Raw genomic sequence first — 13,791 nt, 5'->3', positions numbered from 1 at the left:
AACCGTATGAAATTTAAAAACGCTCTTAAAATTGCTATTCCTGTTTTTTCAGTGCTGCTAGTTGCAGCTGCTTTTTCTTTTACGCAAAAGGACAACGATCCTGTAGAAAAACTAGTTGCCTCACTGCAAAAATGGACAGAAACTCAGCCACAAGAAAAGGTATACCTTCATACCGATAAACCTTATTACATGGTAGGTGATACCATTTGGTTTAAAGCCTATGTAACCATTGGCAGCAAACATCAGCTTTCGGCACTTAGTGGTGCGGTATATGTTGATCTTTATAACGAGGCAGATTCACTTGCAAAATCATTAAAGCTACCACTTATTGCCGGAATGACCAAAGGGAGTTTTGTATTGCCTGACAGCAGCTCACGTGACGGCAATTATCGGATAAGAGCCTATACACAATGGATGCGTAATTCGGATCCCGCGTTTTTTTATGATAAGATACTCAGAGTTGGTAATTCGGTTGCAAATACTGTTTTCTGTAAAATCAATTATGAATATAGCAAAGATGGCTCGAAAGATGTTGTAACTGCTGTGTTAACCTATTCAAATGATAAAGGGGAAGCCTTAAGTAACAGGAAGGTTGATTATGCACTTTTAGAAAATGGCTATGAAAAGGTGTTTAGCGGCAATAAAGAAACCGATAATTATGGGCAGCTAAAAATAAAATTACAAGGTGGTAAATCTGGTAAATTACAAGATAAGCACCTAACAGCCAAGCTTCAGACCAGGGAGAAAGAAATTGTGATAAAAGAGTTTGCAATCAAAAGCATATCGACACAAACTGATGTTCAGTTTTTTCCGGAAAGTGGTCCTTTAGTAAGTGGTGTTCGTACAAGGGTTGCATTTAAGGCAACGGGAACTGATGGATTAGGTGTTCCGGTTAAAGGAGTTATAATTGATAATGACGGCAAAGAAGTAGAAACATTTGAAGCAACACATCTTGGAATGGGACAGTTTAGATTAATGCCTGAAAAGGGTAAACTTTATCAGGCAAAAGTGACTTATCCTGATGGATCAGAAAAGTCTGTTAAGTTGCCTCCTGTTCTGGAAAGTGGATATGTTCTTTCTGTTTATAATAATACTGAAACAGATACTGTTCTTGTGCGTATTATAGCAAATCCTTCTGTACTTGAAAAGGGCAGCCAAACTGTTAGTTTGATTGCTCAATCGGGCGGTAGTGTAAGTTATGCAAGCAGTATGCCGATAGGTAAGGCACAAACATCTTTATCTATACCGGCAAAAGATTTACCATCTGGAATTACCCAGTTTACGTTGTTTTCTTCGACCGGAGATCCAATGAATGAGAGGATTATTTTTATCCAGAACAATGATCAGATGGATGTTAAATTATCGACAGCTAAAAAAGTTTATGCAGCAAAGGAAAAGGTTGAAATAGACGTAAGTGCCGCCAGTGCAAATGGAGCTCCAATTTCGGGCAATTTTTCGGTATCTGTAGTTAGTGAAGAGGCTGTTCCAGTTGATGAGGCTAAAGAAAATACTATATTTTCTCAAATATTGTTGAGCTCTGATATTAAGGGCTACATAGAGAAACCAAGCTATTATTTTAATAACCCTACTGAAGAAACCAAATCAAATCTTGACCTATTAATGCTTACACAGGGTTACAGAAGGTTTGTATGGAAAGATATAACCGCGGGTAAGCCATTTCAGCCTGCTTTTAAAGCAGAGAAATTAACCACTAATGTTACAGGAAGGTTATTGAGTTTGGGAGAGAAACCCATTGCCGGAGGAAAGATAACATTGATAAATAATAAATTAGGGGTGGTAATTGATACAGTGACCAACGCAGAAGGGTATTATAAATTTAGTGATCTGTTAATTACTAATGAAATCAGTTTCACCTTGCAAGGCAGAAATGCAAAAGGTGGCAAAAACGTAGAAATAAAGGTTGATAAAATTCGTGATCAGGACAGAACACCAAATATGAATGTTGGCGATCTGGATACTGATCTGGGTAAGTCATTGATGGCTTCTCTTGAGAATAGTAAAAAACAAGATGCGGAAATGGTGAGGAATGGACAAATGGGTCGGGCTCAACAACTTAATGAGGTTATAATTAGTGCAAAAAAGCGTAAAAGGCTATTTGGCTATGATCTTGTATTAGATGGACACGCAGATTTTACTTACAGGCCGAGTAATGTGCAGGCATTTGGGACACTTTTGGAGTGGTTAAGAGCTACGGTCACCAATGTTGAATTCAGATCGGCCGAAGCTGATTGCGGACCAGTTACCATGCCGTTTTCAAGAAATGAAAGGATGAAAGTATTTCTTGATGGTAGAGAAATTAATGATTGCGAGGTTCAGGATCTGTTTTATTTGGATCCATTAGATATTGATAGGGTTGATGTTGCTCGTACCAATGCTGCCATAATGAGTATGACCGGAGGACCTAGCTTATTTTTAGCAACGAAAAGAGGGATTGGAGTATTGCGTTCGGGATATACTCCTGAAGTAGTAAGTTATGCGCCAAGAGGTTTTAACCCTGTAAAGGAATTTTACGCTCCGGTTTATGATAGTAACAGTCGTATAACAGATCTAAGAAGTACGGTGTATTGGAATCCTGGTGTCTTAGTCGGATCAAATGGTAAAGGAAAGATTAGCTTTTTTAATGCAGATACAAAAGGTGTTTACCGTGTAGTTATTGAAGGTATTAATGGAGATGGATTACTAGGAAGACAGGTTTATAAATACGAAGTTAAATAATAAGTGTTATTTTTCTTGAATGGGTGTCCTCAATGGAGACTTCATAGTTGTCTTTGTATTTGATTGCAGGTATTTAATCATTTACTAAGACAACTATGAAATTGAAACGCTCCATTTTCCTATTTTGTTCAATAGCATTTATTGGCATGGTGGCTTTTACAGGCCGAGAAGAGGAACCCATTGAGAAACTTTTAGCTTCTCTCCAAAGTTGGGCAGAGAATAATCCTCAGGAAAAGGCTTACCTGCATACTGATAAGCCTTATTATATTGTTGGAGATACGATATGGTTTAAAACGTATGTGACTATTGGTAGCAAACACCAGTTATCAGCACTTAGTGGCGCTGTTTATGTAGAGCTGATTAATGAAGGTGATTCTATTGCTCAGTCGCTTAAATTGCCGCTTATGGCGGGGATGGCTAAAGGTAGTATCGTGCTTTCGGATACCGCTATTCGAGAAGGGAATTATCGCTTAAGAGCGTATACCCAATGGATGCGTAATGCCGGACCGGAATATTTTTATGACAGAACCTTTAGTGTGGGTAACTCTGCAGCAAATACTGTTTTTGCAAAAATAGATTACATCTACACACAAGACGAGGCAAATGCCAAAGTAAGTGCCTTATTAAGATACACCAATCAGAAAGGTGAGTCTTATGTAGGTAAACCTATCAGGTATGAACTAAGAAAAAGCTTTCAGATACTTGCAACCGGGGGTGGTAACACCAATGAACTTGGTGAAATCTCTGTGAACATTCCCGGCTCAAAACCCGGCGAAGTTTTGAATTCATACTTATTAACAAAGATTGCAATTGCCAAGGATGCAAATATTTTTAAATCATTTCCAATAAGAACAGCTTCATTAAAAACAGATGTTCAGTTTTTTCCTGAAGGCGGTGGTTTGGTTAATGGAGTAAAGTCCAGAATAGGATTTAAGGCTACAGGTGCCAATGGATTGGGCGTTCCCATAAAGGGAGTAATTATGGATAATGAAAACAATGAGGTGGTAGAGCTTGAAAGTAAACATCTTGGGATGGGATATTTTCAACTGATACCAGAGAAAGGAAAGAGCTATCAGGCGAAAATAACCTATCCTGATGGATCAGTAAATACCTTGAAGTTGCCAGATGCGCTTGACGATGGCTATGTGCTTTCGGTGTATAATAACTTAGAGACAGACATCATATTAGTAAGGGTAAATGCTGGAGGCCCTGCCTTGAAAAAGGAAGGTCAGATTGTTAGTTTAGTAGTCCAATGTGGGGGGGATGTTCAATACGCGGCTAGTATCGCTATTAATAAATCTACAACATCTATTCCCATTCCTGCCAAAGATTTTCCAACGGGGATTTTGCAGATCAGTTTATTCTCCAAAGAGGGTAATCCATTAAATGAAAGAATTGTCTTTTTACAGAGAAATGATTTGATGGATTTAAAAATTAATAGCTCAAAAAAGGAATATGATGTGCGGGAAAAAGTAGAACTGGATCTGGATGCTAAAGACGCTTTGGGCAAACCCCTTGTAGGAAACTTTTCAGTTTCAGTAATCAATGAAGCCGTAGTTCCATCTGATGAAACTCGCGAAAATTCGATAATCTCTCAGTTGCTGCTAAGTTCAGATATCAAAGGTTATATAGAAAAGCCTAATTATTATTTCTATAAGCCCACAGTTGAAACCAAAGCAAATCTTGATATTTTAATGCTTACCCAAGGATATAGACGGTTTGTTTGGAAGAATCTGATATTGGGCAAGCAAGTACCCCCAATATTTAAAGCCGAAAAGTTAGTCACAGACATTACAGGTAAGTTAGTTACATTAGGCAATAAGCCTGTAATAGGGGGTAAGGTTACTTTAGTAAATAACAAATTAGGTTTGATTTTAGATACCGTCTCAGATAAGAACGGATTATTTAAATTCAGCAATCTGCTCATTACCGAAGGAATTGATTTTACCATTCAGGGTAGGACTTTGAAAAATGGAAAAAGATTAGAGCTTCAGCTCGATAAAGTAAAGGAGCACGAGGCAACCCCCAATGCTAATATAGGTGACATCAATACAAATATTCCTTCAGTACTTAAAGCCTCAATAGAAAATAATATTGAACAGGATCTGGATTTGCGGAAACATGGAAAAGCTAGCCGATTGCAGCAACTAAGAGAAGTTCAAATAAGTGCGAGCAAAAGATGGGAGTTTGGAAATCATATCAATGAAAGCCAGGCCGATGAAGTGTATCGACCAGATAGTCGGCGACCATGTGCAACACTTAAAGAGTGTTTAGAAGAAATGGATAAAACCAGGATTTCGTTTGTCTTTAAAGATGGTAATTGGCTATTAAATGGATATTATGTTACATTAATAGACGATGTCTTGATTGAACCTGAAGATTATCAGAGCCTTTTATTATCTGATGTTTCTGATATAAAAAAGATCTATTTCTCCTATAACAGTAAGGTTATAACCGCAAGATTATTGTCTGGTTATATTGCCAGATTTCCTCCTGAAAAGCTTCCTTCTGTTATGGCAATTTATACTAAAAGTGGTAATTTTCGTCAAAAATATGATCCATCGGTAGTTTATTATGCTCCAAAAGGGTTTGCTTCGGTAAAGGAGTTCTATGTACCTAAATATGGTAATAACGAAGTTAACAACTCCCTTGCAGATTTAAGAAGCACTATCTATTGGAACCCTGCAACGGTTACTGATAAGGAAGGTAAAGCCAGGCTCAGTTATTTCAATTCAGATAACAAAGGAACTTACCGCGTAACTGTAGAAGGGATCAACGCAGATGGTTTACTTGGAAGACAGGTTTATCGTTATCAGGTTAAATAATTTCAATACCAGCATCCTTATATCGTTGTAGCTTGCCTTCCTTTGGATCTATATCTGTGATGATGGTATCTAACTCATTTGTTGCACAGATGTAGTAATTTTCAGCTGTATCCAATTTCTCAAATGTTGAAAGTGCAATAATATGTTTAGATGTTTCAACCATCGCTTTCTTCATCTGACTATCTTCATAATTTAAGCCTGTAACCCCAATGTTTAGGTCGATGCTGCAGATACCCAGAAAGCAAATATCGGCACGAACATTTTTAATGGCTTGTATGGCATCATGCCCCATTGTAGAGAAGGAGGATTTATTTAATCGTCCGCCTACAAAAATCACCTCTGCATTTGGGTGGTCTTCCAAGATATTGGCTACAGGGAAATTATTGGTTACTACGGTTATGTTAATTTCCTTAGGTAAGCCGGTTGCAACAGCTAAAGCTGATGTTCCGGCATCGAATATGATTACCTGGCCATCCTTAATGAATTTTAGGGCTTTGGCCGCAATTATCTCTTTATGGCCAACGTCGTAATTTTCTCTTTCTCTATAATGTCTTGGAATAGGAGAGTGCAAGACTGCTCCTCCGCGAACTGCTTTAAGCAAACCTTCATCTGATAATTCCTTAATATCTCTTCTTACCGTGTCTTCAGAAACATTTAATAGTTTACTTAAATCTCCTAAAAGAACTTTGCCTTCTTTAGTGATGTGATCTATTATCTGCTGTAGTCTTTCTGCCTTTATCATAATTTGTTTGCAATATTATGCAATATTAAGAAAATTAAATTGCAATATGTTGCAAAACATTGTATTTTTGTTGCAACTTCTTACAAGATATAAATAAATAAAATATGAAAAAAACAATAGCTATTGATATGGATGGTGTGCTCGCCGATACAGAGACCCATTTCATAAACTGGTATGAGAGAGACTATGGTGTTAAAGTAAATCGTAAAGACATGTTGGGAGTACTTGAATCGGAAGGGTTTCCTGATAAGACAGCGGTAAAAAGATTTGTTTATACGCCTGGATTTTTCAGGACAATACCTGTAATGCCAGGAGCAATTGAGGCGGTAAAAGAACTCATGGAAACTTACGATGTATACGTTGTTTCAGCGGCAATGGAATTTCCTCAATGTTTATCTGAAAAGCAAGAATGGTTGCAAGAATATTTTCCATTCATTAGTTGGAAAAACATAGTTTTTTGTGGCGATAAAAGTATTATTAATACAGATTACATGATAGATGACCATTGCAAAAATCTTGATTATTTTAAGGGCAAAACGATTATGTTTACTGCTGCACATAATGTTTACAAAACACATCATCAAAGAGTTGATAACTGGAATGATGTAATGGACTTGTTCGAGAAAGAAGAAGTACCTGCATAATAACCGGACGCAAACGTTTTCGATAATAAATGCGGTTTAGTATGCATTTAATCTTGTAAACAACATATATATTTAGTTTTTATACCATCTATTACTACAAAAGTAAATTACGGTATAAGGAAACTAAATATAATATGAGCCAAGGCAGTAAAATACACAGAATGACACAAACCATGAGGTGGTTTGGTCCTAAAGATCCGGTAAGCTTATCAGACATCAAACAAGCTGGCTGCACAGGAGTTGTTAGTGCACTTCATCATATTCCAAATGGAGAAATTTGGACGGTTGAAGAGATCTTAAAACATAAAAATCTAATTGAAACAGCTGGTCTTGAGTGGAATGTTGTAGAAAGTGTACCCGTTCATGAATCTATAAAAACTCAGGATAAAGGCTTTGAAAATTATATATCCAATTATAAGACTTCCTTAAAGAATCTGGCTTCTTGTGGTGTATCGGTTGTTACCTACAATTTTATGCCTGTGCTGGATTGGACAAGAACCAACCTTGCCTTTGAACTTGAAAATGGCGCTAAAGCTTTAAAGTTCGAAAAAGCAGCACTTGTGGCATTTGATGTATATATGCTGAACAGGCCAGATGCAGTTAATGATTACACCTATCAGGAACTTGAAAAGGGTAGATTGCGTTTCGAGCAAATGACTTCCGAGGAACGGTTAGTGTTGCAAAGAAATATTATTGCAGGCTTGCCTGGAAGTGAAGAGAGTTTCACCTTAAAACAGTTTCAGGACGCATTAGATAAGTATAAAGGAATCGATGAAGACGGACTTTCTCAAAACCTTATTCATTTTCTTTCAGAAATTGTTCCGGTTGCCGATGCTGCAGGAATAAAACTGGCTATTCATCCTGATGATCCACCTTATCCTATTTTTGGTTTACCAAGAGTTGTTAGTACAGCCGGGCAGGTTCAGAAATTATTTACTGCTGTTCCTTCATTAAATAACGGACTTTGCTTCTGTACAGGTTCTTTTGGTGTAAGAGCGGATAATAACCTGCCTGAAATGGTAGATGTATTTCGAGAAAGAATTCATTTTATTCATTTAAGGAGTACAAAAAGAAATGAAGCGGGTGATTTTTATGAGGACAACCATTTAGAAGGTGATGTAGATATGTATAATGTTGTAAAACAAATCATTTTGATACAACAGAAAAGACAGATTAGCATTCCAATGCGACCTGATCATGGTCACCAGATGCTTGATGACCTCAAGAAAAAAACTAACCCAGGTTATTCAGCCATCGGCAGATTAAAAGGCCTCGCTGAGTTGAGAGGATTAGAGTTCGGAATAATAAACCAGTTTTTAGATAAATAACATGATAGAAGGAGCAGTAATACCTGAAGATTTTTTGTTGAGCAGCAAAAAAGCGAAAATACTTTTTAATGATTATGCAAAAAACCTACCTATAATTGATTATCATAATCACCTGCCACCACAAGAAATAGCAGAAAATAAGAAGTTTGCTAATCTGACTGAGATCTGGCTGAAAGGTGATCACTATAAATGGAGAGGCATGCGTGCATTGGGTGTTAGCGAAGAGCTGATTACAGGAAGTGCTGCAGATCAGGATAAATTTATGGCCTGGGCAAGGGTGGTGCCTGCAACAGTTAGAAACCCCTTATTTCATTGGACGCATATGGAACTTAAAAATCCTTTTGGTATCAATTCTTTTCTACATGCTGATTCCGGTAAAAGAATTTATGAAGACTGTAATGCGTTGCTTACAAAAGATGAGTTTTCTACACAAGGATTGTTAAACCATTTTAAAGTTGAAATGGTTGGTACAACAGATGATCCTTGCGATGATCTTAGATATCATAAACAGTTAGGTGAGAGTGATTTTTCAGTAAAAGTAAAACCTTCGTTCAGACCAGATAAAGCTTTATTGATTGATAAGGCAGTTCAATTTAAGGATTATGTAAAACAGCTTTCTGCTGTTTCAGGAATTGCTATAACAGATGTTGATGGGTTAATCGCGGCTTTAAGACAGCGTGTTGATTATTTCGCTGCGCATAATTGCAGTGTTTCTGACCATGGATTAGCTACTTTGCCTGCGACATATAACTTAACTGACGGGGAGAGAAAGGAATTTATCAGTTTCTTAAAAACCGATGGTGCTGTGTTTTCTAATCCGGACGCTTTTGCCGGTTATGTTTTAACGGAATTGAGCAAATTATATCATGAAAAGGATTGGGTACAACAGTTTCACTTGGGCGCAATTAGAAATAACAACCTTGGAATGTTCAATAAATTAGGTGCTGATACGGGGTATGACTCTATAGGAGACTTTAGACATGCTGAAAGATTGTCAGGATTTTTAGGCAATCTGAGTGTAACTGATCAGCTTACTAAAACCATTATTTATAATCTTAATCCTGCAGATAATGAGGTTTTTGCAGCTATGACTGGTAATTTTGCCGATGGAAGGATGAAAGGTAAAATGCAATTCGGTTCTGGCTGGTGGTTTCTGGATCAAAAAGATGGCATGGAAAAGCAATTGAACGCATTGTCTAATATGGGGATGGTGAGCAATTTTGTAGGTATGCTTACTGACTCACGTAGCTTCCTTTCTTATTCACGACATGAATACTTCAGAAGAATACTATGTAACCTGTTTGGAGCAGAAATGGAGAATGGAATATTACCTAATGACGAGAAATGGATTGGGCAGATTATCAGCGATATCTGTTATTACAACGCTAAAGAATATTTTAAATTAGGCTAGGGTTATCCCTAGCCTAATAAAAATACGGTCATACTTTTTGGCCCGTGGGCTCCAAGTACTAAAGATTGTTCAATATCTGCAGTTTTTGATGGCCCTGCAATAAAGGATCCGAATCCATATTCGGCGTCACCTATTTTACTATAGGCGTCGTGCATGGTAGCAACAATGTCGGCTTTGTTTACCACAACAGCTAATTGCTGACAAATAAAGGGGACAACCCTTTGTTGCATCAGATCTTCGGTAACCCATAGCGCTGCGTTTTCGGCAACACCAAAATGGGCTTTAATTATAGCAAGATCAACATCTTCATAGCTATGCGGATCTTTATTCTCCCATCCCGATTCGGTTACTGAAGCAAGTTCAGGTAGAGTAGATATGAGTCTTTTTTTAGCTTTAAATTCCTGTTGAATGTATTGCGCGATTTCTTCAAAATTTGAAACTTCAACTATTGCTCCACCTATGGCAGATAGTACCGTTTTAAATTGTGTTATGCTTTCCATTCCACCTGGTACAGTAGTAAGGTCTGCCGGTAACGGCCTGGTGCCTGGCTGATTGATTTTTATTTTAGCCAGTATTTCTTCTCTGCTAGTCATTTTTATTATTTTGTTTATACCATTCTCCAAATGATTGTTTTGGAGACTCAGGCATTTCTCTGTGTTTATACCAAAGATTAAGTTTGTTGTTTACGGTGAAGGGGGCATGTTTTAAAACCCAGCGACCTGCTTTTCCAGCGATTTTATATATTGATGGATTTGATAATGTAAAATCCATTGCTTTCATGGCCATTGCCTTTTTTGGATCTGCATAACCTTCTTTAACAATTACCTGACGCCATTTATAAAGCTGTTCATGAATGTTTATTTTTACCGGACACACATTGCTGCACGACCCACAAAGAGTGGAAGCGAATGGAAGATCTGCATAGTTTTTCATGTCCAGGTTTGGAGCCAATATGGAACCAATAGGCCCTGCGATTGCAGTGTGATAACTGTGTCCGCCACTTCTGCGATAAACCGGACAGGTGTTCATACATGCCGCACAGCGGATACACTTAAGTGAGTTGCGGAAATCTTCTCTGCCAAGTTGTGTAGTCCTGCCATTGTCTACCAAAACGATGTGCATGGTCTGCCCTGGCCTTGGCTTTTTAAAATGACTGGAGTAGGTGGTAATGGGTTGTCCGGTCGCACTTCTGGTAAGTATCCTTAGAAATACAGAAAGATGCTTACGTAAGGGTACGATTTTCTCAATTCCCATACAAGCAATATGTACATCGGCAAGATGTGCACCCATATCGGCATTTCCCTCATTTGTACATACAACAAACTCGCCCGTTTCAGCTATTGCAAAATTTACTCCGGTGATGGCAGCCTTTCTGGTAATAAACTTTTCACGTAAATGATCCCTTGCTGCGGCAGTCAAAAATACCGGATCAGAGGCACCTTCGGGTGTGCCAAGATGCTTGTGGAACAAATCTCCTATCTCTTCCTTTTTCTTATGAATACAAGGAAGTACGATGTGGCTGGGTGGTTCTTCAGCCAGTTGCACAATACGTTCCCCTAAGTCAGTATCTATAACCTCTATGTCGTTTTTATGGAGATAATCATTTAGATGGCATTCCTCGGTAAGCATTGATTTGCTTTTAACAATGCGGTTTACGCCGCTTTCCTTTAAAATGGAATGAACTATTTTATTGTGTTCTTCACCATTGGCTGCCCAATGAACTTTTATGCCGTTCTTTTCGGCATTGGCCTCAAACTGCAAAAGGTAATCATGCAAGTTTGATAGAACATTGTCTTTTATTTGTGATGCGGTTTCACGCAAGGCTTCCCATTCGGGTAGACTGTTCGCAGCCTTATCCCGCTTGGCCCTCACAAACCAAAGCGTTTCATCATGCCAGTCTACACGCGCTTCATCTTTATTAAAGATATCTGATAATTGAGCGTGATCTTTTGCTCCTGTACTCATCTTATTATTGCTGGTTGTAGGTTTAAAATTCCTGTGCGTTTAATATCTCGGCAATGTGTATTACTTTCACATTGCTGTTTTGTCTGCGTAAAATACCTTCCATATGCATCAGGCAAGACATGTCTGCTGCAGTAATATATTCGGCACCACCGTTAAGATGATCTGCAACCCTGTCTTTACCCATTTTTACAGATACGGCTTCTTCAGCAACACAAAAAGTACCACCAAAACCACAGCACTCATCAGGACGCTTGAGATTAATCAGTTCCAGACCTTCAACCATATTTAGCAGGTGCAGTGGTTTAGAGAAAGGAGCCTCAACGAGCTCACTCATTTGCGCAAGCATTAATCCACGCTGCCCATGGCAACTTTGGTGTACACCGACTTTATGAGGGAAGCTTGCAGTTAATTTCTCCACTTTAAGTACATCAGTAAGGAACTCAGTTAACTCATAGATCTTTTTTCTGATTCCAAGGGCCTTGTCTTCGGCTTTATCGGCATGAAGATGATCCTTAATATGAAGTACACAGCTCCCGGAAGGGGATACCACGTAATCAAATTCAGAAAAGTTTTCTATAAATAAATCATTGCATCCTTGTGTGAGATGTTCAAAGCCCGAATTGGCCATAGGCTGACCACAACAGGTTTGCTTTGTGGGATAAACCACGTCGACTCCTAGTTTCTTCAATAAAGTTAAGGTTGCAATAGCGGCGTTTGGGTAGAACTGGTCAATATAACACGGAATAAAAAGTCCAACAGTCATGGCTAAAAGTATCTGATCTTATTTGGTTTAGGTTGTGCGTTCAAGCAAATATACAGTGCTCAGCGGTAAATATAATGTTATTAAGAATATTATGCAGATTAGTTTGCTATTTAGAACGGAAACGATTTCATATAATGATATTCATTCGACATTTTTTTGTAACAAAAAAGTTGGTAAGTCTTAGTTTAACCTAAATTACATGAACTACTTATGTGTTTTTATAATGTTTAAACCTTGCCGAATTAATTTGTTGGAATTTATGAAAACGTTTTCATATAATTGTAATATTGATTAGCTTGGTATATGGATTAGCTTAAATCAATAGCCTCATATAATATTAAAATGGCCAACCAAAAAAAGGTACAGCAAAATACAATTCTGGATATTGCGGAAGCGTTGAAGCTTTCGCCTGCAACAATTTCACGTGCGCTTAATGATCATCCCCATGTAAAGGAAAAAACAAAAAATGATGTACTAAAAATGGCTGCTCAGCTGGGTTATAGGCGCAATAATATGGCTTCAGGCTTACGCAGCAATAAAACACATACCATTGGACTTATTGTGCCGAGGATTTCAATGTTTTTTCACGCAGAGGTTATTACCACTATTCAGAATGGTTTACAGAAGTATGGATATAATCTGATCATATGCCAGTCTAATGACTCATTAGATATGGAAAAGGAACTAACAGAGATACTTTTGTCCTCAAGAGTTGATGGTTTAATTGCAGCATGTACGTTGGGTACCACAGATTTTAGCCATTTCGATAAGTTTTTGCAAAATGGTACACCAGTAGTTTTTTACGATCGCGTACCTTTAAATGAACAAAAAGCAACCATAATAAAAGGTGATGATTTTAGAGGAGGATACATCGCAACTTCACACCTCATTGAAACTGGCTGTAAAAAGATTGCTCATATTTCGGGGCCTTTAACTTCAAATTTATATCAGGACCGATCGGCGGGGTTTGTAAAAGCGATGGAACAACATAAGCTTTCTGTAAATGAAAACTGGGTGTTTCATCAGGAATTGACACATGCCAATGCGAGAGAAGCGATGCGAAAAATGTTTGAAGGGGATGTTGTGCCTAACGGTTTATTTACCGACAATGATACAAGTGCAATAGCAGCTCTTGAATTTGCGAGAGAAAAGGGAATTGATGTGCCTGGCGAATTAAAAATTATAGGTTACTCAAATGACCCCAGAACATCAATAATTACTCCTGCGATAACTACAGTAGAGCAGTTTCCTGACGAGGTGGGTAAAAAGATAGTTGAAGCCTTAATAAATTCTTTGAAGAATAATACCAATATAACTGATGAAAGAACAGTACCAATAACGATACCTGTTCAGTTAATTAGAAGAATGACAACCTAA

10 protein-coding genes are annotated in these 13,791 nt (G+C 37.9%); 6 read left to right on the top strand and 4 right to left on the bottom strand.

Annotated elements, in window-relative coordinates:
- Positions 1–6 precede the first annotated feature (6 nt).
- Positions 7–2,736: a TonB-dependent receptor gene (locus tag HQN86_RS26305; protein WP_172663801.1), complete on the top strand. Its 2,730-nt coding sequence runs from the start codon at positions 7–9 to the stop codon at positions 2,734–2,736.
- A gap of 95 nt (positions 2,737–2,831) precedes the next feature.
- Positions 2,832–5,561: a carboxypeptidase-like regulatory domain-containing protein gene (locus tag HQN86_RS26300; protein ID WP_172663800.1), complete on the top strand. Its 2,730-nt coding sequence runs from the start codon at positions 2,832–2,834 to the stop codon at positions 5,559–5,561.
- On the opposite strand, the gene HQN86_RS26295 is transcribed toward HQN86_RS26300, so the two are convergent.
- Positions 5,554–6,303, bottom strand: a complete 750-nt coding sequence (locus HQN86_RS26295) for a DeoR/GlpR family DNA-binding transcription regulator (protein ID WP_172663799.1) — start codon at positions 6,301–6,303, stop codon at positions 5,554–5,556. The two genes, HQN86_RS26300 and HQN86_RS26295, sit on opposite strands and share 8 nt — an antisense overlap.
- Positions 6,304–6,407: 104 nt before the next feature.
- Between HQN86_RS26295 and HQN86_RS26290 the strand changes: the two genes are divergently transcribed.
- The 3 genes from HQN86_RS26290 to uxaC all read left to right on the top strand — a co-directional run bounded on the left by HQN86_RS26290 (position 6,408) and on the right by uxaC (position 9,686).
- Positions 6,408–6,947, top strand: coding sequence for a 5' nucleotidase, NT5C type (locus tag HQN86_RS26290; RefSeq protein ID WP_172663798.1), 540 nt, complete (start codon positions 6,408–6,410; stop codon positions 6,945–6,947).
- 161 nt (positions 6,948–7,108) lie between these two features.
- Positions 7,109–8,275 carry a mannonate dehydratase gene (gene uxuA, locus HQN86_RS26285; RefSeq protein WP_246269743.1) on the top strand — a complete coding sequence of 389 codons (1,167 nt, stop codon included), beginning with the start codon at positions 7,109–7,111 and terminating at the stop codon, positions 8,273–8,275.
- A gap of 1 nt (position 8,276) precedes the next feature.
- Positions 8,277–9,686, top strand: coding sequence for a glucuronate isomerase (gene uxaC / locus HQN86_RS26280; protein WP_172663797.1), 1,410 nt, complete (start codon positions 8,277–8,279; stop codon positions 9,684–9,686).
- An 8-nt stretch (positions 9,687–9,694) separates the two neighbouring features.
- Here uxaC and HQN86_RS26275 read toward each other — a convergent pair whose 3' ends face one another.
- The 3 genes from HQN86_RS26275 to HQN86_RS26265 are packed head-to-tail and all read right to left on the bottom strand — an operon-like array spanning position 9,695 to position 12,414.
- Positions 9,695–10,279, bottom strand: a complete 585-nt coding sequence (locus HQN86_RS26275) for a LutC/YkgG family protein (RefSeq protein WP_172663796.1) — start codon at positions 10,277–10,279, stop codon at positions 9,695–9,697.
- Entirely contained in the window at positions 10,272–11,651 is a 1,380-nt protein-coding gene (locus tag HQN86_RS26270; RefSeq protein ID WP_172663795.1) for a lactate utilization protein B, read from the bottom strand. Before HQN86_RS26270 ends, HQN86_RS26275 begins: the two co-directional genes overlap by 8 nt.
- 22 nt (positions 11,652–11,673) lie before the next feature.
- Positions 11,674–12,414, bottom strand: coding sequence for a (Fe-S)-binding protein (locus HQN86_RS26265; RefSeq protein ID WP_172663794.1), 741 nt, complete (start codon positions 12,412–12,414; stop codon positions 11,674–11,676).
- A gap of 342 nt (positions 12,415–12,756) precedes the next feature.
- Between HQN86_RS26265 and HQN86_RS26260 the strand changes: the two genes are divergently transcribed.
- Positions 12,757–13,791 carry a LacI family DNA-binding transcriptional regulator gene (locus HQN86_RS26260; RefSeq protein ID WP_172663793.1) on the top strand — a complete coding sequence of 345 codons (1,035 nt, stop codon included), beginning with the start codon at positions 12,757–12,759 and terminating at the stop codon, positions 13,789–13,791.

The organism is Pedobacter panaciterrae, from assembly GCF_013204795.1.
In the GTDB taxonomy this organism is placed as follows: Bacteria; Bacteroidota; Bacteroidia; order Sphingobacteriales; family Sphingobacteriaceae; genus Pedobacter; species Pedobacter panaciterrae.
Note: the sequence above shows the minus strand (reverse complement) of the source record. Positions and strands in the feature narration are given on the sequence as shown.

Coding starts and splice junctions, on each gene's coding strand:
- uxuA (WP_246269743.1), top strand. CDS start 7,109: ATGACACAAACCATGAGGTGGTTTGGTCCTAAAGATCCGGTAAGCTTA.
- HQN86_RS26275 (WP_172663796.1), bottom strand. CDS start 10,279: ATGACTAGCAGAGAAGAAATACTGGCTAAAATAAAAATCAATCAGCCA.
- HQN86_RS26270 (WP_172663795.1), bottom strand. CDS start 11,651: ATGAGTACAGGAGCAAAAGATCACGCTCAATTATCAGATATCTTTAAT.
- HQN86_RS26295 (WP_172663799.1), bottom strand. CDS start 6,303: ATGATAAAGGCAGAAAGACTACAGCAGATAATAGATCACATCACTAAA.
- HQN86_RS26300 (WP_172663800.1), top strand. CDS start 2,832: ATGAAATTGAAACGCTCCATTTTCCTATTTTGTTCAATAGCATTTATT.
- uxaC (WP_172663797.1), top strand. CDS start 8,277: ATGATAGAAGGAGCAGTAATACCTGAAGATTTTTTGTTGAGCAGCAAA.
- HQN86_RS26265 (WP_172663794.1), bottom strand. CDS start 12,414: ATGACTGTTGGACTTTTTATTCCGTGTTATATTGACCAGTTCTACCCA.
- HQN86_RS26260 (WP_172663793.1), top strand. CDS start 12,757: ATGGCCAACCAAAAAAAGGTACAGCAAAATACAATTCTGGATATTGCG.
- HQN86_RS26290 (WP_172663798.1), top strand. CDS start 6,408: ATGAAAAAAACAATAGCTATTGATATGGATGGTGTGCTCGCCGATACA.
- HQN86_RS26305 (WP_172663801.1), top strand. CDS start 7: ATGAAATTTAAAAACGCTCTTAAAATTGCTATTCCTGTTTTTTCAGTG.